General features: G+C 62.5%; 15 protein-coding genes. 6 read left to right on the forward strand and 9 right to left on the reverse strand.

Annotated features, from left to right (window positions below; all coding sequences use genetic code 11):
• Positions 1 to 26: 26 nt before the first annotated feature.
• From J3R84_RS08870 to cobU, 5 genes are all read right to left on the reverse strand, one after another.
• Positions 27 to 452, reverse strand: coding sequence for an EamA family transporter (locus J3R84_RS08870; RefSeq protein WP_025427372.1), 426 nt, complete (start codon positions 450 to 452; stop codon positions 27 to 29).
• A complete protein-coding gene (gene cobO, locus J3R84_RS08875; protein ID WP_025427373.1) occupies positions 452 to 1096 on the reverse strand; it encodes a cob(I)yrinic acid a,c-diamide adenosyltransferase in 645 nt (214 codons plus the stop codon). The genes J3R84_RS08870 and cobO overlap by 1 nt, the downstream gene beginning before the upstream one ends.
• A gap of 122 nt (positions 1097 to 1218) precedes the next feature.
• Complete coding sequence (gene cobN, locus J3R84_RS08880; RefSeq protein ID WP_057208739.1) at positions 1219 to 4995, reverse strand: cobaltochelatase subunit CobN; 3777 nt, start codon at positions 4993 to 4995, stop codon at positions 1219 to 1221.
• Positions 4996 to 5066: 71 nt separating this feature from the next.
• Positions 5067 to 6131, reverse strand: a complete 1065-nt coding sequence (gene cobW, locus J3R84_RS08885; RefSeq protein WP_025427375.1) for a cobalamin biosynthesis protein CobW — start codon at positions 6129 to 6131, stop codon at positions 5067 to 5069.
• Between the two features lie 3 nt (positions 6132 to 6134).
• Positions 6135 to 6659 carry a bifunctional adenosylcobinamide kinase/adenosylcobinamide-phosphate guanylyltransferase gene (gene cobU / locus J3R84_RS08890; protein ID WP_025427376.1) on the reverse strand — a complete coding sequence of 175 codons (525 nt, stop codon included), beginning with the start codon at positions 6657 to 6659 and terminating at the stop codon, positions 6135 to 6137.
• 853 nt (positions 6660 to 7512) lie between these two features.
• Here cobU and J3R84_RS08895 point away from each other — a divergent pair.
• Positions 7513 to 9741: an adenylate/guanylate cyclase domain-containing protein gene (locus J3R84_RS08895; protein ID WP_025427377.1), complete on the forward strand. Its 2229-nt coding sequence runs from the start codon at positions 7513 to 7515 to the stop codon at positions 9739 to 9741.
• 25 nt (positions 9742 to 9766) lie between these two features.
• Here the strand turns inward: J3R84_RS08895 and J3R84_RS08900 are convergent, their stop codons facing one another.
• Positions 9767 to 10390 (reverse strand): class I SAM-dependent methyltransferase, encoded by a 624-nt coding sequence (locus J3R84_RS08900; RefSeq protein ID WP_025427378.1) that lies wholly within the window; start codon positions 10388 to 10390, stop codon positions 9767 to 9769.
• 124 nt (positions 10391 to 10514) lie between these two features.
• Complete coding sequence (locus J3R84_RS08905; protein ID WP_203528655.1) at positions 10515 to 11972, reverse strand: cobyric acid synthase; 1458 nt, start codon at positions 11970 to 11972, stop codon at positions 10515 to 10517.
• Positions 11973 to 12222: 250 nt separating this feature from the next.
• Here J3R84_RS08905 and J3R84_RS08910 point away from each other — a divergent pair, with 250 nt between their 5' ends.
• From J3R84_RS08910 to J3R84_RS08925, 4 genes are all read left to right on the forward strand, one after another.
• Positions 12223 to 12366: a hypothetical protein gene (locus J3R84_RS08910; RefSeq protein WP_107027614.1), complete on the forward strand. Its 144-nt coding sequence runs from the start codon at positions 12223 to 12225 to the stop codon at positions 12364 to 12366.
• A gap of 867 nt (positions 12367 to 13233) precedes the next feature.
• Positions 13234 to 14232 carry an ABC transporter substrate-binding protein gene (locus tag J3R84_RS08915; RefSeq protein WP_025427380.1) on the forward strand — a complete coding sequence of 333 codons (999 nt, stop codon included), beginning with the start codon at positions 13234 to 13236 and terminating at the stop codon, positions 14230 to 14232.
• A gap of 283 nt (positions 14233 to 14515) precedes the next feature.
• Complete coding sequence (locus J3R84_RS08920) at positions 14516 to 15427, forward strand: ABC transporter permease (RefSeq protein WP_025427381.1); 912 nt, start codon at positions 14516 to 14518, stop codon at positions 15425 to 15427.
• The gene (locus J3R84_RS08925; protein WP_025427382.1) at positions 15420 to 16466 is read left to right on the forward strand and encodes a quaternary amine ABC transporter ATP-binding protein; all 1047 of its coding nucleotides are present in this window, start codon (positions 15420 to 15422) and stop codon (positions 16464 to 16466) included. The genes J3R84_RS08920 and J3R84_RS08925 overlap by 8 nt, the downstream gene beginning before the upstream one ends.
• Before the next feature lie 235 nt (positions 16467 to 16701).
• Here J3R84_RS08925 and J3R84_RS08930 read toward each other — a convergent pair whose 3' ends face one another.
• On the reverse strand, positions 16702 to 17568 hold the full coding sequence (locus J3R84_RS08930; protein ID WP_025427383.1) for a D-alanyl-D-alanine carboxypeptidase family protein: 867 nt from the start codon (positions 17566 to 17568) through the stop codon (positions 16702 to 16704).
• Positions 17569 to 17769: 201 nt separating this feature from the next.
• Positions 17770 to 18885: an acyltransferase family protein gene (locus tag J3R84_RS08935; protein WP_158071734.1), complete on the reverse strand. Its 1116-nt coding sequence runs from the start codon at positions 18883 to 18885 to the stop codon at positions 17770 to 17772.
• A 375-nt stretch (positions 18886 to 19260) separates the two neighbouring features.
• Here J3R84_RS08935 and J3R84_RS08940 point away from each other — a divergent pair, with 375 nt between their 5' ends.
• The gene (locus J3R84_RS08940; protein ID WP_081788862.1) at positions 19261 to 20610 is read left to right on the forward strand and encodes an O-antigen ligase family protein; all 1350 of its coding nucleotides are present in this window, start codon (positions 19261 to 19263) and stop codon (positions 20608 to 20610) included.
• The last annotated feature ends 15 nt before the right edge of the window (positions 20611 to 20625 follow it).

A 20625-nucleotide genomic window follows, 5' to 3' on the forward strand; every position in this document is an offset into this window, starting at 1 on the left:
TGCGGCGGCTGGACCCGCACCCGACCTCAAAACACCGCCAGCAGCAGCGCGCCGGCGGCAATGAAAACGACACCGAGCCAGTTCATCAGGTTGAGCTTTTCGCCGAGGAACAGCACGCCGAAGATGGCGACCATGACGATCGACAGCTTGTCGATCGGCGCCACCCGCGCCGCATCGCCGAGCTTCAGGGCGCGGAAATAGGCAAGCCAGGAGGCGCCGGTGGCAAGGCCGGAAAGTGCCAGAAACAGCCATGTCCGCCCCGGGATTTCCGAAGGCTTCTGCCATTGCCCCGTTGCCGCGACGATGCCGGCCAACACGAGGAGGATGACGACGGTGCGGATCAGCGTGGCGAAGTCGGAGTTGATCTGGGCAACCCCGACCTTGGCAAACACTGCCGTGAGCGCCGCAAAGGCAGCCGAAAGCAGAGCCCAGAACTGCCAGCTCTGGCTCATCAGAACTCGACGCCCTTCTGCGCCTTGATGCCGGAGCGGAACGGATGCTTGATCAATTCCATCTCGGTCACCAGATCGGCGGCTTCGATCAGGTCTTCCTTGGCGTTGCGGCCGGTCAGGACCACATGGGTCATGTGCGGCTTTTCTTCCTTCAGGAAGCGCACGACTTCGGCCACGTCGATATAGTCGTAGCGCAGCGCGATGTTGATTTCGTCGAGCAGCACCATCGAGTTGCGCTCGTCGCGGATCAGTTCCTTGGCCTTCTCCCAGGCCTTTTCCGCCATCGCCACGTCGCGGGCGCGGTCCTGCGTTTCCCAGGTAAAACCCTCGCCGAGCGTATAGAACTGGCAGACATCGCCGAAATGCTTCTCGATCAGGTCGCGCTCTCCGGTTTCCCAGGCGCCCTTGATGAACTGCACGACGGCGCAGGGCATGCCATGGGCGATATGGCGGAAGATCATGCCGAAGCCGGCGGTCGACTTGCCCTTGCCCTTGCCGGTGTTGACAATGATCAGACCCTTCTCGTCGGTCTTCGTCGCCATGATCTTTTCGCGTGCGGTCTTCTTCTTCGCCATCTTCATCGCATGGCGGGCATCATCCTTTTCGGCGACACCTTCACCCGTGCTCACCACTTCTTCGCTCATGACGTTCTCCTCAATCATATGAATCTATCGTGGGATGCGGACGTAGTACCGCCCGCGATCTCACTCTTTGCAATTGCGCAACTCCGGACGGAAAACCGTTTCAAGCTTTCCCCGGAGCTGCTCTATTCGTTTCCGGCGCGAAGCCGCACCGCAGCCGTTGTGCGGCCGCTCAGTTCAAAGCGTGCCGAGTTGGAGCGCGGGATCCAGAGATTACGGTCGATCGCCTCCAGCAACCGCTCCGAGAGCTCGGCGAGTGCCGCCGGGTTCTTGTCGCGCAGGAAGCCTGACACCCGCTCGTCGACGATGAAAGCCTGGTAGGCAGCCTCGAAATGATGGTCGCGCACGGCACCCGTGGTTGCGGCAAAGGCAAACATGTAGTCGACCGTCGCGGCGATCTCGAAGGCGCCCTTGTAGCCGTGGCGCATGACGCCATCGATCCACTTGGGGTTGACGACGCGCGCGCGCACCACACGGCCGATCTCTTCCTCCAGCGAGCGGATGACCGGCTTTTCCGGCCGGGAGTGGTCATTGTGGTAAATCGCCGGCCGGGCGCCGCTCAGGTGCTCGGCGGCAAGGCTCATGCCGCCTTCGAACTGGTAGTAGTCGTCGCTGTCGAGCAGGTCGTGTTCGCGGTTGTCCTGGTTCTGGACCACCGCTTCGATCGTGCGCAGCCGCTCCTCGAAGAGCTCCCGTCCCGCCTTGCCCTCCTCGCCGGCGCCATAGGCATAGGCGCCCCAGGTGAGATAGGCATCGGCGAGATCGGCTTTGCTGTCCCAGCCCTTCTCGTCGATCAGCGCCTGCAGGCCGGCGCCGTAGGCTCCGGGCTTGGCACCGAAGACGCGGTAGGAGGCGCGGCGCGCGGCTTCCGCCGGCTCGACGCCCGACGCCTCCAGCCGCTGCGTCTCGGCGCGCATGCGCGCGGCGATCATATTGTCGGCATCGTCTTCCTCAAGCGCCCCGACGGCACGGATCGCCTTGTCGAACAGCGCGATCTGGTCCGGGAAGGCATCGCGGAAGAAGCCTGATATCCGCAGCGTCACGTCGACGCGCGGGCGGCCAAGCATCGCCAGAGGCACGATTTCATAGCCCATCACCCGGCGCGAGACCATGTCCCAGGTGGGCTTGGTGCCGATCAGCGCCAGGGCCTGGGCGATGTCGTCACCGCCGGTGCGCATGTTCGCCGTGCCCCAGGCCGTCAGGCCGAATGAGGACGGCCATTCGCCGTGATCCTGCAGATAGCGGCGGATCAGCAGTTCGGCGGATTTCTTGCCAAGTTCAAAGGCCGCCGGCGTCGGCACCGAGCGGCTGTCGACGGAGTAGAAATTGCGGCCGGTCGGCAGCACGTCGGGACGGCCGCGGGTCGGCGCGCCGGAAGGCCCCGGCGCCACGAAGCGGCCATCAAGGCCGGTGAGAAAGCCGGCCATCTCGGCAGCGCCGGAGTTGATGATCGATGGCTTCAGTCGCGCCTCGATCTCGCCAAGCACGGTGCGGGTGGCAGGCCAGTCCTCGGGCGCGAGCGTCTCGCCAGAAACGAACGCCGCCGCCAGCAGCTCGATGCGCTCGACAGTATCGCCGGCCGTCCGCCACGGTGCATCGGAAATGGAGGAAAGCATGTCCGGCCGTGCGCCTTCCCAGGGATCGGACATCACGCAATCGAGCGGATCGAAGCCGAGCCCGGCATCCGCGGCCATCGCCCGCTGCAGGCTCTGGTCGGCGCCTTCGCCAAGGCTGCGCGGCACCCGCGCCAGCGCCACGGTCAGGTCGGTCAGCAACCGCCCCTCCGGTGCAACGCCAAAAATGTGCAGGCCATCGCGGATCTGCATTTCCTTGAGGTCGCAGAGATAGGCGTCGAGCTTCTCCAGCGCCTTGTCGTCGCTGTCGCCCTTGTCGATACCGGCATCGTGGTCGAGGCCGATGTCACGCACGAGGTCGAGGATCTGCCGGCTGAGCAGCCTGAGCCGGCGCGGATCGCCGCCGGCCGCGTCGTAATATTCGTCGACCAGCGCTTCGAGATCCTTCAGCGGCCCATAGGATTCCGCCCTCGTCAGCGGCGGCGTCAAATGGTCGATGATGACGGCGCTGGTGCGGCGCTTGGCTTGCGTGCCCTCGCCGGGATCGTTGACGATGAAGGGGTAGACATGCGGTAGCGGCCCAAAGATCGCCTCGGGATAACAGGTCTCCGACAGCGCTAAGGCCTTGCCGGGCAGCCATTCCAGATTGCCGTGCTTGCCCATATGCACAATGGCCTGCGCGCCGAACTGGTTGCGCAGGAAAGCGTAGAAGGCGAGATATCCGTGCGGCGGCACCAGATCCGGCGAATGGTAGCTTTCCTTCGGATCGATGTTGTAGCCGCGCGCCGGCTGGATGCCGACGACAATCTCGCCGAAGCGGGCAAGCGGCAGCGCGAAGGCGCCATCGAGGAAGAACGGGTCGGTTTCCGGCGCACCCCAGCGGTCGCTGACCTCATCCTGAATCTGTTTCGGAAGCGAATCGAAGAACGTATTGTAATCGCTGAACGAAAGAACTTCGCGGATCTCGCGATCGCGGCTCGCCGCGTTGGTCGGCCCAGCCATCAGGTAGCCGATCAGTGCATCGCCATCCTCAGGCACGCCGGCGACGGGATAACCTTCGCTCGCCATGGCGCGCAGCACTTCAACCGTGCCCGCCGGCGTATCGAGCCCGACGCCATTGCCGAGTCGGCCATCGCGATTGGGGTAATTGGCCATGATGATGGCGATCCGCCGTTCGGCCGGACGGGCGCGGCGCAGTTTTGCCCAATTGACCGCAAGCCTGGCGGCAAAGCGGACCCGGTCGGAAAGCGGTTCGTGCCCGACGATGTTGGCTTCGACCTTGGGATCGTAGATCGAGGCCGCCTTGAAGGAGACGGCGCGCGCCAGAATGCGGCCATCGACCTCCGGCAAGGCAACGTTCATGGCGAGATCGCGCGCCATCAGCCCCTGCGGCGAGGCCTGCCATTGCGCGCGCGACGATCCGGAGAAGATCACCTGCAGCACCGGCGCGCCGGTTGATTCCAACACGGTCGGCTGCCTGTCGGCACCGGGCGAGGAAACGGCAAAGCCGGTGGCGTTCATCACCACGTCGGGTGCCGCCTCGGAAAAAATCGATTGCAGCGTGCCGACCGAAACGGCATCCTTGAGGCTGGAGACAAACAGCGGCAACACGCGCATGCCTTCGGCGGCAAGCGCCTCGATCAGCGCTTCGACCGGCCGGGTCTCGCCGCTCTGGACCAGGGCGCGATAAAAGCAGATCCCGACTGTCGGGGGTTCGAATCCCTCCCCCGCGACCATCCGCTCTTGGACACGTGCCTTCCATTCGCTGACGCCGATGACGCCCGCGCCCGGCCACCAGATGCCGGCCTTGAGCAGCGGTTTTGCCGGCTGCGGCTTTTCCGCGTCTGAGATCAACGCCTCGGCGTAGTCGAGGAACAGGCCGGCATTGTCAGCGCCGCCCTCGGTGAAATAGGCCCAGAGGCGCTGGCGGTCGTCGGCCTCAACGGTCGAAAACGGCTCGAGGCCGGGATCGGGCTTGTCGTCGCCGGGCAGCACCGCGATCTGGAAGCGGTGGGTGACGGCGGCGGCATGCAATGCTTCCAGCACATAACGGAAATAGCTGGCGCCACCGAGCGGCCTGACCACGATGAGTTTTGCATGCCTTGCCGTGCGCTCGACATAGGTGTCGACCGACATCGGGTGCATCAGGTTCATCAGGCTGGCGATGCGCAGGCTCAGCTCCCCGTCGCGCCGGCCATGGGCCGCCGCGATCGACGAAAGCTCGGTGTCGGCGGCCGACAGGAAAAGCACGTCGGCCGGCGTTTGCCCCAGGTCGATCGCCTCGTTGCCGTCGGCGATCGTTCCTTTCTGGGCGAGAAGCAGATGCATGTTTCTGTCCGTTCGAGCAATTCCAGGAAAAGCGTGAAATGGCTTTCCTGGAATTGCGTTGCTTCAAGGAGTTAGGCGAGTGCGGTGATGGCGGCGCGCACCGCAGCTTCGTCCATGTCGTGCAGGCCGATGACGACGAGGCGCGTACCGCGCTTCTCGCCAGCCGCCCAGGCACGGTCGTAATACTGGTCGATGCGGGCGCCAACGGCCTGGATCAGCAGGCGCATCGGCTTGCCGGGCACGTCGGCAAAGCCCTTGAGGCGCAGCACGTCATGCTCTGATATCACGCCCTTGAGGCGATCGATGAAACCTGCCGGATCGGCAATCGCGCCGAGCTCGACGACGAAGCTGTCGAACTCGTCATGAGAGTGCTCCTCGCCGGCCTCATGTTCCATCTCGTGGTGAGACTTGCGGTTGGCGATATCGCTTTCCGTGCCGACGCCGAGGCCGAGCAGGATGGCAGCGGCAACTTCGCCGTTCTTCGCCTCGATCATTGTTGGCTTGCGGTTAGTGCGCGAAGCGACCTCGTCGCGCACGGCCTTGAGGCCGGAGGCGTCGATCAGATCGGTCTTGTTGAGCACGATCAGGTCGGCGGCGGTCAACTGGTCCTCGAACAGTTCCTCGATCGGGCTTTCGTGGTCGAGATTGTCGTCCTCGACACGCAACGCATCGACCTTGTCATGGTCGTCGGCAAAACGGCCGGCGGCAACGGCGGCACTGTCGACCACGGTGACGACGCCATCGACGGTGACTTCGCTGCGGATATCAGGCCAGTTGAAGGCGGCGATCAGCGGCTGCGGCAAAGCGAGGCCCGAGGTTTCAATGATGATATGGTCAGGACGATTTTCGCGCTCGAGCAGCTTGGTCATGGTCGGGATGAAATCATCGGCAACCGTGCAGCAGATGCAGCCATTGGTAAGCTCAATGATATCGTCTTCCGAGCAGGCTTCTGCGCCGCAGCCCTTCAGCACGTCGCCGTCGACGCCGAGATCGCCGAACTCGTTGATGATGAGCGCAATGCGCTTGCCATCGGCGTTCTGCAGCAGATTGCGGATCATCGTCGTCTTGCCGGCACCGAGGAAGCCGGTGATGACGGTCGCCGGGATCTTGCCCTGGTTGGCTCTGGCAGTGGTCATGGATCAACCCTTCATTTTCAGCGGCAATCCGGCCGCGACAAAGTAAACTTCCGCGGATTTCTCCGCAACGATCTGGTGAAGCCGGCCGGCATGGTCGCGGAAATCGCGGACCATGCGGTTCTCGGGCACGATGCCGAGGCCGACTTCGTTGGAAACAAGGATGAGGCGCGCCCGCGCCTCCGGCAGGAAAGCGGCAAGGGCCGCGAACTCTGCCGCCATGTCGCGCCCTTCCATCATCAGGTTGGTGACCCACAGCGTCAGGCAGTCGACGAGCACCACGCGGTTCTCGTCATCGATGCGCGTCAGCAGCGAAACGAGGTCGAGCGGCTCTTCATGCGTCGTCCAGCCTTCGCCGCGCCTTGCCCGGTGATGGTCGATGCGCTCGCGCATCTCGTCGTCCCAGGCACGGCCGGTCGCGACATAGTGCATGCCGAGCCCGGAGGCTTCGACGAGCCTTTCGGAAAAGCTGGATTTGCCGGAACGGGCACCGCCGAGGACCAGAACCGGCCCGGCATGGGAAATGCTCATGTGCGTTGCAGCCTCACGCGCTTGGTCGCGAATTCGAGCGGCAACAGGATTTCACCGCGCCGACGGCGCGTTCGGGAAACGATCGATGAGCCAAGACAACCTCCGTGATGGCGTGGGAAGCGGGCTTCCCTTCGGGCGGAATGCCCCTGTCGGACGGCAGGTCTCCTGGCTCACGGCGTCACGAGCCCACCACATCGCGCCCCGCGTGATCACGCGAAGACCGATGCTTGGGCCCGAACGGCCCGCCTCACCTTCCCGGCGTTTTCTGGTTTCGTGAAAGGCGGACGATTCGTAGAAGAAGAGGCGTCCAACCCGGCTGATCACGAAGCCACGCCAGTGGCTTTTCCGGCTGAATTCCAAACCGCCTTCGATTGCCCCATGCAATCGAAAGGAAGCCGGCTATCAGCCCGATGGCGAACCCTGACCGTTCTACAGTCGCGGGGTCGGCTGCGATAAGGATGCCCGATTTGGGTCCATCCGTCACATTCCCAATTATTCCCCCGCATCGCCACGATCCGGGGAAACCATCCAACGTCAGATGATTAGGAAGCGGGCGCCGCAAAGTCAATCGACGCGTGCGACACGCCACCCGTCGAGATGCGGCGCGCGACAATTTGCCGGCAGCAGGCCGCAAAGGCCACTCCTGCATGTTTTTATCCTTAGATGGTATTCGACCTAAGGATAAAAACATGCAGCAATTCAAAGTGTTACAGCGACCTTTGCGCGTCCAGTAAGACGCGCGGCGCTGTAGTCGACGTCGGAGCGGACGCTCCACGGCAACTGAACTTTATTTTAGCAACGTCAGATATTGCGATAGAGTAGCCGAAAGTCGTTTCGATTATCCGGAAGGCAGATGGAACGCAGGCTCACCGCCGTGATGATTGCCGACGTTTCCGGCTATGGACTGCTCACCCAAGCCGACGAAGAGGGTACGTGTGCCCGCTTTCAGGCCGATCTGCACGGCCTGTTCGAACAAAGGATTGCCGCACATCGCGGGCGGTTGATCAAGACCATGGGCGACGGGTTATTGGTCGAGTTCCAGAGTGTCGTCGAGGCGGTCCGTTGTGCGGTGGAGGTTCAGCGCGCGAAATCCGAAAGCCGCGGCTCCGATCAGGGTCGACTGGAATTCCGCATCGGCATCAATCTTGGCGACGTCATCGTTGAAGGCGACGACATTCACGGCGATGGAGTGATCATTGCCGAGCGCCTGCAGAGCCTCGCCGAACCGGGTGGGATCATCATCTCCGGCACCGCCTACGACCAGGTCGAGAAGCACCTCGATGTCGGCTTCGTCTTTCTCGGCGAACAACGCCTGAAGCATATCGAAAAGCCGGTGCGGACTTACCGGCTGGGGCTGAACGAAGCCCGCCCCGGCAGCGTAAAGGTCGCTGGGCGCCACGCGAAGCGCTGGGCGGCACTCGTTACGTCTGCTGTCGTGCTCGGCGCTGCTGCCGGCGTGGCCTGGTGGCGGCCCTGGGAGTCGCCTGTGGAAACGGTCCAGATACAACCACCGAACCTGACCGCGCCGGACAAGCCGTCGATCGCGGTGCTTCCGTTTGCCAACGTGAGCGACGATCCCAGGCAGGAGTATTTCGCCGATGGCATGACCGATGGCCTTGTCACCGAGCTGGCTCAGGTATCCGGCTTGTTCGTTATCGCGCGTAACTCGACCTTCACCTACAAGGGCAGGGCGGTGACACCCAGGCAGGTGTCCAAGGAACTCGGTGTCCGATACGTCCTCGAAGGCAGTGTGCAGCGTGCCGGAGAACAGCTACGGATCAATGCTCAGCTCATAGATTCTCTCAGCGGCGGCCACGTTTGGGCCGGCAAGTTCGACGGTTCACTTTCCGATGTCTTTGCGCTGCAGGACGAAGTGATGCGCGGCATTGCCGACGCGCTTGCGCTTCGGTTGAATCCTGACGAGCAGATGGCCTTCGGACGCAAGGAAACGACGGTCCCGGCGGCCTTCGATGCGTTCCTGCGCGGCTGGGAGCATCACCGGCGCACGACCCCCGAAGATTTTGCAAAGGCAGTGCCTTTTTTCGAGCAGGCGATTGCGCTCGATCCTGCCTATGGACGAGCCTATGCCGCCGCCGCCATGGTCTACGCGCGCGTCTACCTGTGGCGTTGGCATTATCGGCTTGATATCTCGCGGATCGAAGCTAGAGCCAAGGCGCTACAATTTCTAAGGACCGCGCAGAAACACAAAACAGCGCTCGCCTATCAGGCGGCCGCTCTCCTGTCCGAAGCGGCCTGGCAGCATGCCGATGCGCTCGCCGAACTCAAGGAAGCGATCGCGCTCGAACCCGGCGATTCCTGGAGCTACGCGCTGACGGCCTTCGTGCTGACCTCCGCCGGCCGCCCAGCGGAGGCCCTGCCCTATATCCGTACGGCCATGCGCCTCGATCCGCACTCTCCGTCCTTCTTCATTTACGTTCTTGGACTGACGCAGTTCAGCCTGGAGGATTTCGAGGCGTCGGTGGCTGCGGTGAAGCGCAGCATCGAACTCAATCCTCAGGATGACGGTTCTTTCCTTCTTCTCGCCTCCGCTTACGCGCACCTCGGCCGGAACACGGAAGCGCAGGCAGCGATCACTCGTTTCAACGCGCTTCGCCTCGCACGCGGTGGCACTGCCGCCACCATCTCGACCAGCCCGCCCATGGATCTGGCAAAGCTGGCGGATAGCGAGCTCTTCTACCGGGGACTGCGCCTGGCCGGCGTGCCTGAGACCTTGATGAACGCCGACTTCGTAGGCAGGAACAGACTGGAAGCCGACGAAGCCCGCTCACTATTCCTGGGGCATCGGCTGCATGGACGCATGCTGGACTCGGGCGAGGAACATGAGGCTGTCATTTCAACCGGGGGCGTGGCCACTCTGACAGGAGGCTGGGCTTCCATCGGCGCTGGTCGCATGACCGATGTCGAGGTCAAGTTTGACAGGGACGAGGTTTGCTTCCTGTGGCTCAAGACAACGAACCTCTGCGGAATGGTGCTGCGAAATCCCGGAGGACTTAGCGGCAAGGAAAACGAATTCATATGGTACCACGGCGACAGGGCGTTCACGTTCTCGCAGGTCCGCTAGCCCCTTGCGCTCGCCCATGCTACCGCTACCGTACCCGCTGCAGCGCGCTGAACTGAAAAGCCTGCACTGAATTCCATGGCGTCTTATGCTGGTGCCTGATCGCTTCGACCAGCCGGAAGGACGGCCCGATTACTTCGGCAAGCGCCGCCGGGTCGTAGCGCATCACCGGCAAACCGCTGCAGCGGTTCGGCCCATCCGGCGCAAAGGTGGCGATGATGGCGTGTCCGGAAGGCTTCACGGCAGCACAAAGACGTTCGACATAGGCCGCGCGCTCTGCCGCACCGGTCAGGAAGTGAAACGCGGCGCGGTCGTGCCAGATATCGTATTGCCGCGAAGGCGACCAGTCGGTCACGTCGGCGGCGATCCACTCTACCGCTTCGCCGCGCGCGCCGAGCCGGGCTCGTGCGGCGCCAAGCGCGGTTGGAGACAGGTCAAGCACCGCGACCGACCATCCGCCCTCCTCCAGCAGCCGATCGACCAATCTAGACGCACCGCCGCCGATATCGATCAGCGATGCCGGCAAGCCCCGCCCGTACTCGTGAATGAGCCGCAGCGACACCTCGGGCGTGCCTTCGAACCAGCTGACGCCCGCCTCGTCCTTGGAGGCATAGGCAGCATCCCAATGCGCACGCCGCTCGTCGTCACTCATTGCAAACCGCCTGTTGCGCCGGTCATCCCGTGGTCAGAAGTCTGCATGTGTCGGCGCCTGCGGCACGCAGTCCGCGACGCATCTTAACGCCCCGCGCGCGTGCTGCAAATGCTGCGGGCGGGCCTCAATTGCCGAGCAGTTGATGGAGCCACGTCGGGTCAAGCACCGCCTCGAGCTCCGCGGCGACGTCATCGAGCGCCGCATCGACCGACTGGCGGTAGTTGCCGATGCCGCCTTCGATGCCGAAGCTTTTGAGCAGGGCAGCACGGTAGGCATCGCTGGAAAACAACCCATGCAGGTAGGTTCCCATCACCCGTCCGTCGGCCGAAAGGGCGCCATCGGCGCGATCGTCGATGCGGATCGAAGGGCGGTCGCAGTCAGGACCCGTGGTGCGGCCGAGATGGATTTCATAGCCTTCGAGCGGCACGTCGTGTTCCAGCGACCAGGCACGGCTGTTGCGCAGGGTCTTTTCCGGCGCCATTTCCGTTTCGACGTCGAGCAGCCCAAGTCCCTTGATTTCCCGCTCGTTGCCCTCGATGCCGAGAGGGTCGGTGACGCGCGCGCCCAGCATCTGGTAGCCGCCGCAGATGCCGATCACCCGGCCACCGCGCCGCACATGGCGCTTGAGGTCCTCATCCCAACCCTGCGCCCTGAAATCCTTGAGATCGCCGATGGTCGATTTCGACCCAGGGATGACGACGAGAGCGGCATCGGCGGGGATCGGGCTGCCCGGTTTGACGAGGACGAGATCGACCTCCGGCTCGGCGGCGAGCGGATCGAGGTCGTCGAAATTGGCAATTCTCGACAACACCGGAACTGCAACCTTGAGCGCCCGCCCCTCGCCGCGGGCCAGCTTTTCGAGCACGACCGAATCCTCTGCCGGCAGCCGCCCGGCCGCCTTCAGCCACGGCACTACGCCGAAACAGGGCCAGCCGGTGTAGCGGCCGACCGCGGCGATGCCGTCGTCGAACAGCGTGACGTCCCCACGGAACTTGTTGATCAAATAGCCCGTCACCATGCGCCGGTCCTCGTCGGGCAGGATCGCATGGGTGCCGACCAACGAGGCGATGACGCCGCCGCGATCGATGTCGCCAACGAGCACAACGGGGACATCGGCGCGGGTCGCAAAACCCATATTGGCGATGTCGCCTGCTCTCAAGTTGATTTCGGCAGGTGACCCCGCCCCCTCGACGACCACGAGATCGGCACCGGCCGAAATCTGCTCGAAGCTTTCCATCACCGCCCCGAGCAGCTTCGGCTTCAGTGCCTGATATTCCCGCCCCTTCGCCTGGCCTGCGACCTTGCCCTGCACGACGATCTGGCTGCCGACATCCGACTGCGGCTTCAAGAGCACCGGGTTCATGTGCACCGAAGACGGCACGCGGGCGGCTAGCGCCTGCAGCCATTGCGCCCGGCCGATTTCGCCGCCGTCATGCGACACGGCGGCGTTGTTCGACATGTTCTGCGGCTTGAACGGCCTGACCTTCAACCCGTGATTGGAGGCGAGCCGGCAGAGGCCTGCCACCAATACCGATTTTCCGACATCCGAGCCGGTTCCCTGAAGCATGATCTTGCGTGTCATGCGGCCACCGGTAACACCGAATTGACCGGCCGCAAAGAGCTGTATTGACACGTTTTCGCCGCATTTGCGGCGCGTCGATGACGGACTGTTTCGGCCGCTCATCAAGCTTGTCGAGTTTCCCTCCGAAACTAGCATAAATGCGACATCCCGTGACGAGTTTGGCATTCAATTCCATAAGGCGCGAGCCTATATCAGCGCCATCGAAACACACACCGGACGACAAACGTCCGGCCTCTCAAGGTCCATGCCCATGCTGTACATATTCAGCAAACCAAATTTCGTTCAGATCGCCTGGAATTCCAAGGCACCGGTCAGCCAGTCGCGCGTTCGCAACGTCGTTCTCGACGCTCCCTTCGGCCCGCTCGGCTTCATCCGCACGTCCAACGTCGGCTGACCCATCAGGCCCATAGGATCGGGCCCCTATCGGCCACGGCTTCGCATTCCGGCAGCTGACGCCTTCTCCTCCAGCCGTCTCCCTTCGTGGAGGCGGTTTTTTTTGGCCATACGGCGCATGTGAGGCGCTGGGTTTGCGCATGTCGTCGCCGCAGAACCGCCACGCACTTTTGTGCGACACGCCCTTAAACGCGAAAACCGCATCGACCTCTTATCGAGGGATGCGGCTTCCAAAAAACGCTGGTCACTCCGGAAAAACACACCGGAGGTTCGCTCAAACCCGGGACGCTATACCTTGATCCGGGTCGACGGCCGTTTCCCGCCGCGCAACAACAATTAGCCGGACATCGTTACCGGATGGTTATCGAGGATTTAACGAAAGATGAATCGCGGCATTTTTTGAATTTTTTTCGCGACATTTACAAAATGTGCGCGTGGCGCATTCACGACAGGAAAGGTCCTGATTGCAACAGATCGAAAACAAGCATTGCGGCGACCGCTATATTTTACGGCACTAATTGTCGCGAATGCTTAAATTTGGCCCGATGGAAGCCAAAAAAATCCCCTTCCATCATGTCGCAGACAGACGCTGCCCGCAGCCCGGCGCGGCCGTTTTCCGATTCAAGAGGTTGATTTCCCAACGAGAATACTTAGGCTTGCGGAGCGGTATAGAGGAGATCCGGCCGGCGACAGGGTTCCGCGGCCAGGACCAGATCGAACTCCCACACCGCCGCAGCAGGGGCTACCCTTGGCTTGTCTTTTGCCGAACCCCAGGCTGCTCATTTGGCTCGGGTGACCGGGATGCACGGCGTCCCCACGACGCCCGTTTGATCGTAGGCTGCAGTTAAAGACTGGGAGGTCTTGCAACATGAAGAAACTCCTCGCTTCCACCATTCTCGCCGCGGGTCTGTACGCGCTGGCGGGTTCCGCGCAGGCCGCGGAATGCGGTGAAGTCAGCATTGCCGAGATGAACTGGGCGTCGGCGGGCGTTGCCGCTCACGTGGACAAGTTCATTCTGGAAAACGGTTACGGTTGCACCGTGACGCTGGTCACCGGCGACACCATGCCGACCTTTGCCTCCATGAACGAAAAGGCCCAGCCGGATATGGCGCCGGAACTCTGGGTCAACGCCGTTCGCACGCCGCTCGACGCGGCCATCAAGGAAGGCCGGCTGATCGAAGCCGCCAAGATCCTGAGCGAAGGCGGCGTCGAAGGCTGGTGGATCCCGAAATTCGTCGCCGATGCCAACCCCGATATCAAGACGGTGCAGGATGCGCTGAAACACCCCGATCTCTTCCCGGCACCGGAAGACCCGTCCAAAGCCGCCATTCACAATTGCCCGTCTGGCTGGAACTGCCAGGTTTCGACCGCCAATCTCTACAAGGCGATCGATGCCGAGAAGGCCGGCTTCCAGCTGATCGACACCGGCTCTGCGGCCGGCCTCGACGGCTCGATCGCCAACGCCTTTGCCAAGAAGACCGGCTGGCTCGGCTACTACTGGGCACCGACTGCCATCCTCGGCAAGTACGAAATGACCCGCCTCTCCTTCGGCGTTGATCACGACAAGAAGGAATGGGACGCCTGCTCGGCCGTTCCGGATTGCCCGAGCCCGAAGGTCAACTCCTACCCGGTCTCCGACGTCTTCACTGTCGTGACCAAGTCGTTTGCCGACAAGGCCGGCGTTGCCATGGACTATGTCAAGGCGCGCAAGTGGGACAATGGCACCGTCAACAAGGTCCTTGCCTGGATGGATGAGAACCAGGGCACCAACGAGGATGCAGCAAAGCACTTCCTCGAAGAGTTCCCGGACATGTGGACCACATGGGTAAGCCCTGATGTGGCCGAGAAGGTCAAGGCGGCACTCTGATTTTCGCTGACGATGCAGGCGGCCCGCGTGAAAAGCGGTCGCCTGCATCGGCGTCTTCGCCAGCCGGAAAAAATTGTCGGACATGGCAAGCAATACCGGCGACGACGAACAGGTTCAGTTCGCTTCGCATGTCGCATTCAGTAAAGCGGGCGTCACGTTCCGCTGTCACATTCCTCACGCCGGGACCCGAAGAGGTCACCGCAAAGTCTGCGCAGGGATCGGCAACGACCGGTCTGAAGACGCAGTCGGCGTCATAAGACTTCAGGCCAAGAAGGGGAAAAATATGGCATCCATCTGCAGTGTCTTGCCAGAGTTGCTCTGCAAGTTCCCTGCCATTGACGACGGAACGATCCGCCTGGCTCGCAAGACCATCGACGATGGTTTCAAGGGTTTCGTCCGCACCTATGGCGACGCCATCGACACGGTCGTCCAGCCGCTTCAATGGTTTCTGAACTATCTCGAAAGCCTGTTCGTCAGCTCGCCGTGGATCGTCATCCTCGCGCTCATGGTGGCGATCGTCTATTTCGGCAGCCGCAACATCAACATCACCATCGGCACGGCGCTGTCGATGATCGCCATCGGCCTCGTCGGCCTGTGGAACGACACGATGGTCACGCTCGCAATGGTCACCGTCTGCACGCTGATCTCGATCCTGATCGGCATTCCGATCGGCATTCTGATGGCGCGCTCCGAGCGGGTGCAGTCGGTCGTCAATCCGGCGCTCGACGTGATGCAGACGATGCCGAGCTTCGTCTATCTTATTCCGGTCGTGATGATCTTCGGCATCGGCAAGGTTCCGGGCCTCATCGCCGTCGTCATCTATGCCGTGCCGCCGATGATCCGGCTCACCAATCTCGGCATCCGCCTCGTCGACAAGGAAGTGCTCGAAGCCGCCGACGCCTTCGGGTCGTCGGCCTGGCAGAAGCTCAAGAACGTGCAGATGCCGCTGGCGCTGCCCACCATCATGGCCGGCATCAACCAGACCATCATGATGTCGCTGGCGATGGTCGTCGTCGCATCGATGATCGGCGTGGGCGGCCTCGGCAAGAACGTGCTGCAGGCGATCGCCAACCAGTTCTTCACCGTCGGTTTCCTCAACGGCTTCGCCCTTGTCGGTATCGCCATCATTTTCGACCGTACCAGCCAGGCCTTCGGCAGGCGGCTACAGAAGCATTCGGAGGTTATCCATGGCTAGTCACGCGATCGAGGTGAAGAACCTCTACAAGATCTTCGGCCCCAATGGCGGCAACTATGTCGATGCCGTCAAGCGGGGCCTGGGCAAGGCGGAACTCAACGAAAAGCACGGCCACGTGCTCGGTCTGCAGGACATCAACATCTCGATGCCGGCCGGTGGCGTCATGGTGGTCATGGGGCTTTCGGGCTCGGGCAAGTCGACGCTGATCCGCCACATCAACCGGCTGATCGACCCGACCGCAGGCGAAGTGCTCTATGACGGCGTCGACGTCTGCAAGATGAACGACAACGACCTGCGCGAATTCCGTCGCCACAAGACGGCGATGGTGTTCCAGAAATTCGCGCTGCTGCCGCACCGGACCGTGCTCGACAACACCGTTTACGGCCTGGAGATCCAGGGCGTCGGCAAGGCCGAGAGCGAAAAGCGCGCGCGCGGCTGGATCGACCGGGTCGGTCTCCAGGGCTTTGAGAACCACTACCCCAACCAGCTTTCCGGCGGCATGCAGCAACGCGTCGGCCTCGCCCGGGCGCTCACCAACGATGCCGACATCCTGCTGATGGACGAAGCCTATTCGGCACTCGATCCGCTGATCCGCGTCGATATGCAGAGCGTGCTTCTCGACCTACAGAAAGAGCTGAAGAAGACCGTCGTCTTCATCACCCACGATCTCGACGAGGCGCTCAGGCTCGGCGACAAGATCGCCATCCTGCGGGATGGCCGCGTGGTGCAGCAGGGAACGGGCCAGGAAATCGTGCTGTCGCCCGCCGACGACTACATCAGCGCCTTCGTCAAGGAAGTGAACCGCGGACGCGTCATCAATGTCGAGACGATCATGCGGCCGCTTTCCGGCAACCCGGAAGGCATGCCGCTGACGATGGGCACGGTGCTGGAATCGGCGGCCCGCGCCATGACCGGCGCTCATCTCAACGTGGCCCATGTCGTCGACGAAAACGGCCGCCCGATCGGCGCGCTCGATCTGCCGACGATCATCTCGGCCATGGTGACGCCCACCAGTCACGAGGACAAGAGAGCCGCATAGACAGGCCAATCGGCAGCAAGGGCGCTCGGCACCTCCCATCGCGGGAACAGGCCGCAGCGCCCTTCGCATGTCAGGCGGGTCGTATCGTCTGCGGGGTGCAACTCGGAAGACGCACGCTGTCGGCGCTCATGCAGCAATTCAAAGTGCTACAGCGACCTTTGCGCGTCTAATAAGACGCGCGGCGCTGTAGGCCGATGTCAGCCTCGCATTCGCACCAAGTGCTCTACGGCGCTGTTCAGTTGGTCTTCGTCGTTTCGGCTGCAGCCGGCTCGACGGTGCTTGCGGACGAAAGCGTATCGCTGGTCGCCGGGAAATACTTGTCGAGCAGGCCCATCATCTGGGTGTCGCGCTTTTCGGCGGTCTCGCCGCCCATGACGACGCCGACGAGGCGCTTGCCGTCGCGCGTCGCCGACGTCACCACGTTATAGCCAGACGCCGTGGTGTAGCCGGTCTTGATGCCGTCAGCGCCTGCATAGCGGTTCATCACGCCGTTGTGGCCGCGAAGCTTCATGCCCCTGAATTCGATCTTGCGGTTCGAAAACAGCGCAAACTCTTCCGGGAAATCGCGCATCAGCGCAATGCCGAGCGTCGCCATGTCACGCGCCGTCGTCACCTGCTCCGGATCCGGCAGGCCGTTGGCGTTCTTGAACACGGTGCTGGCCATGCCGAGCTGGTGCGCCTTCTCGGTCATCACCTTGGCAAACCCGGTTTCAGTGCCGGCCAGCTGTTCGCCGATGGCAACGGAAGCATCATTGGCCGACAGCACGATCATGCCCATCACGGCTTCGCGGACGGAGACGGTGCGCCCGACGCCGACGGCCAGCTTGAAGGGCTCCTTGCCATTGGCATTTTCCGACATCGTCAGTCGCTGGTCCCACGTCAGCTTGCCGTCGCGAAGCGCTTCGAACGCAAGATAGATCGTCATCATCTTGGTCAAGGACGCGGGATAGTTCAGCTCGTCGGCATTCTCGGCTTCGAGAACGGTGCCGGTCTGCGCGTCCAGAACCAGATGGGCTTTTCCGGCGAACGCGTAGGACGCACCGCCGAGCAACAGACCGAGTGAAACCGCCGCCGACGCGAGTGTCCGGATAGTGAAATGCATGATGTTCTTCTCGTTTGAGGCTATCGATCAGCGCGCGATACCCGCGGGCAAGCTAGCGACTACATAAGTGCCGCCTTTTACAGCGATCACAAGCGAGCCGCAATCGCCTATCGGCTGCGGCTTTTCGTCGTGAGCAATCGCCCCGCTTCCGCCACAATGGCGTCAACGGACAACCTGGCTTCGGCGCCAGATCGAACCTGCCTAACCCTCACGCGCCGCGACAGCCCTCGCCCCAAAAGGCCAGCCTGACAGAAAGGGTTTTTCGATGAAACGGAAGGTCAGAGTAGAGACAACCAGCACCCCACCTATCGCAGCGAGCGTCACCAGCGTCGCGAAGCCCTGGTCGAGCGTCAGAACCGTGTCCCCATCGGGAGCGACGTGGGTCGGAACCTTCAGGCCGAAGCGCAGAATCTGGGTGACCGCCCAGCCGACAATGGAATGGGTCAGGTAGACGCTGTAGCTGACGGTGCCCAACCAGACGAAGGACGGCCACTCGAGAAAGCGGCGAAGACTCGTGTCCTCCTGCAGGTTCGCCACGGCCACAACCGTGACCGCAAAAAGAGGCGGCAGAAGGATTTCCGCGCGGCCGCCGCCGAGGCCCCAGATTGCCAAAACGACGAGCGTCAGCGCCGCTGCAGCCATCGGCGCCGCCGCCTTTCGGGGCAATCGGACGTGGAGCGAAGCGGCCCACGCCCCCAGGAAAAAAGAGAATACGCAGCGGATGATCGCAAAGATCGGATCGGTTTCGAGCCGTCCGCCCTCCAGAGCGAGCAGGATGATGGCCGCTCCACCCGCCAGAACAAGGCACCAGCGCACCGGTAACCGCAGGAGACCCACCGTCAAAGCGAAGATCAGATAGGTCCAGAACTCGACCGAAATGGACCAGCTCGGAATATTGAACCCGAGTTCGCTCAGAACCACGCCCTGCAGCAGAAAAAGATTGGCAAGGAACGCCTTTGCGTCGGACACCACAAAGGCGGGGTTATTGGAGATGATGCCGGTCTTCTGTTCAAAGATGTATTTGAGACACTCTATGCCGAGGAAGATCAGCAGCGTGAACAGATGAAGCGGATAGAGGCGCCAGAACCGCCGGCGCTGGAAGCTTGCGAGCTCTGCGGGGCTCGACAATCTGTTGGCATAGTTGAGAGCAATCACGAAGCCGCTGAGCACGAAGAAGAAGTCGACCATGAGGTAGCCGTGCCGGATGAAGGCATTCTCACTCAGCAGGCTGCCGTAACGGAAATGGTGCAGGACAACCGCAAGGGCCGCGAAACCCCGCAAGGATTCGAGCGCCAGGAGTTTGGGTTTCTTCACCATTGCGGAGAATGCTCCATCGCTGGCGGCAAGCGCCGCCATTTCGTCACGTTGCGCCCGTCGTTTAGACGGTCTGCTTCGAGAAGACAGGTCCCGCAAGGACGATTGGAAGCTACCTTCGCCCGGGAAGCCTTAAAATCCGGTAATGGGCATTCTGCGTTGAGCCAAAGACATTTGGCTTCTGTTGTCGGGGCAAGGCAAAACTGCCCGCTTTGGCAAAAGATGCCCGATTGAACCGAGCCGCCGTTTCATTCGACCTTAACCCGATTGCGCCATGCTTGATGGCAGGTCCCGGCCCTCTGGGGGCAACTGCAGACGGGAACCGCAAACCCGGAGGTGGCGCCGTGTCGGCGACGCCCCAGCAATCTCGGCGCCCTGATGCAAGTACCCCCCGCCACGGCAGACTTACCCACACGTCGGCATCCAGTGCCGGCGCGGGTAGGCTACGACGTTGGGCTCGCACAGCTGACGCGCCATTTGGCTTCGCTGCTATCCGGCCTCGGGCTCTTCCTCATGGTCTTCACGCTGATGCCCTTTCAGGGCGCCATGGAGACGGACCCGAATGCCGCCAACGATGGCAACATCATCAACCAGGTCGGCTACATCGTGCTTGGTGCGGTCTATCTGTTTGCGATGCTGCTCGTGGTCGACAAGCGGGTGCTGGCGCGGCTGGCCTCGCCGGCCTGGGTGGCGATCTTCGCCATCGCCTACTTCTCCTGCCTGCAGTCCTACGATCCGGCCGCCTCCGCCCGTGGTCTGACGCTCAGCCTTGTGGCGATGATCATGGTGGCCGGCGTGCTGGTGCTGCCGCGCAGCGAGGAGGATTTCGTTCATGCCGGGGCAAATGCCATACTGCTCCTCATCCTGATCGACTATGCCGCGCTCATCGTGGCGCCGGACCTGGCCATTCACTCGGCCGCCGGCGGCGAGCCCTGGCATGCCGGCTTCTGGCGCGGCCATCTCCTACACAAGAACGTCTCGGCGCCGGTGTTTTCGATCCTGTGCATGTTCGGGATCTATTGCCTGCGCTCCGGCGCCACGCTTCGCGGCTGGGCCATCACCCTGCTCTCGGTCAACTTCGTGCTGCACACCGGCTCGAAGACCACCATCGGCTTCCTGCCAATCGCCATAACGCTGGTGCTTGCCGGTCGCGCCGTTCGCAGCCCCGGCCTGATGATCGTCGCGCATCTGGTCATGTCGGTCGTCGTCTTCGGCCTGACGCTCGGCACGATCTATTCAGACACCCTGCTTTCGTTCACCAGGGCGATCATCGACGATGCCACCTTCACCGGACGCGACGACATCTGGAAGTTCGCCAGCGCCAGCATCGCCGAGCACCCATGGCTAGGTCAGGGTTACTCCAGCTTCTGGCTCTCGCCCGTCATCATGGGCCTTGAGGCCAACTTCGAGGCGAACTGGGACGTGCGTGGCATCGTTGCCGGCCACAACAGCTATCTCGACGCGGCGCTGACATTTGGCCTGCCCGGCGGTATCCTCATAAGCCTGCTGCTCTTCGTCAAACCGCTCCTCGACTACATCCGCGCCTCGCGCCGGCCGGAGGGTCGGGCCTTTGCCGACTTCTGCGTCATGGTCGTCATTTTCATGACTTACAACGCCATGCTCGAAAGCTTCTTCCTCAACCGCGCCGACCCGATGTGGCTGCTGACGGCGCTGGCCATCTTCGGGCTCGGCCTTGCCGGGCGCTTGGGCCTGCGCCACCAACAATAGTCCCGGCCACCCACG

Origin of the sequence: Ensifer canadensis (genome assembly GCF_017488845.2) — a bacterium.
GTDB classification, from domain to species: domain Bacteria; phylum Pseudomonadota; class Alphaproteobacteria; order Rhizobiales; family Rhizobiaceae; genus Ensifer; species Ensifer canadensis.

What these genes read in the sequence shown, in the direction of transcription:
- J3R84_RS08870 (WP_025427372.1), bottom strand. Translation starts at nt 452, where the DNA reads ATGAGCCAGAGCTGGCAGTTCTGGGCTCTGCTTTCGGCTGCCTTTGCG.
- cobO (WP_025427373.1), bottom strand. Translation starts at nt 1,096, where the DNA reads ATGAGCGAAGAAGTGGTGAGCACGGGTGAAGGTGTCGCCGAAAAGGAT.
- cobN (WP_057208739.1), bottom strand. Translation starts at nt 4,995, where the DNA reads ATGCATCTGCTTCTCGCCCAGAAAGGAACGATCGCCGACGGCAACGAG.
- cobW (WP_025427375.1), bottom strand. Translation starts at nt 6,131, where the DNA reads ATGACCACTGCCAGAGCCAACCAGGGCAAGATCCCGGCGACCGTCATC.
- cobU (WP_025427376.1), bottom strand. Translation starts at nt 6,659, where the DNA reads ATGAGCATTTCCCATGCCGGGCCGGTTCTGGTCCTCGGCGGTGCCCGT.
- J3R84_RS08895 (WP_025427377.1), top strand. Translation starts at nt 7,513, where the DNA reads ATGGAACGCAGGCTCACCGCCGTGATGATTGCCGACGTTTCCGGCTAT.
- J3R84_RS08900 (WP_025427378.1), bottom strand. Translation starts at nt 10,390, where the DNA reads ATGAGTGACGACGAGCGGCGTGCGCATTGGGATGCTGCCTATGCCTCC.
- J3R84_RS08905 (WP_203528655.1), bottom strand. Translation starts at nt 11,972, where the DNA reads ATGACACGCAAGATCATGCTTCAGGGAACCGGCTCGGATGTCGGAAAA.
- J3R84_RS08910 (WP_107027614.1), top strand. Translation starts at nt 12,223, where the DNA reads ATGCTGTACATATTCAGCAAACCAAATTTCGTTCAGATCGCCTGGAAT.
- J3R84_RS08915 (WP_025427380.1), top strand. Translation starts at nt 13,234, where the DNA reads ATGAAGAAACTCCTCGCTTCCACCATTCTCGCCGCGGGTCTGTACGCG.
- J3R84_RS08920 (WP_025427381.1), top strand. Translation starts at nt 14,516, where the DNA reads ATGGCATCCATCTGCAGTGTCTTGCCAGAGTTGCTCTGCAAGTTCCCT.
- J3R84_RS08925 (WP_025427382.1), top strand. Translation starts at nt 15,420, where the DNA reads ATGGCTAGTCACGCGATCGAGGTGAAGAACCTCTACAAGATCTTCGGC.
- J3R84_RS08930 (WP_025427383.1), bottom strand. Translation starts at nt 17,568, where the DNA reads ATGCATTTCACTATCCGGACACTCGCGTCGGCGGCGGTTTCACTCGGT.
- J3R84_RS08935 (WP_158071734.1), bottom strand. Translation starts at nt 18,885, where the DNA reads ATGGTGAAGAAACCCAAACTCCTGGCGCTCGAATCCTTGCGGGGTTTC.
- J3R84_RS08940 (WP_081788862.1), top strand. Translation starts at nt 19,261, where the DNA reads ATGCAAGTACCCCCCGCCACGGCAGACTTACCCACACGTCGGCATCCA.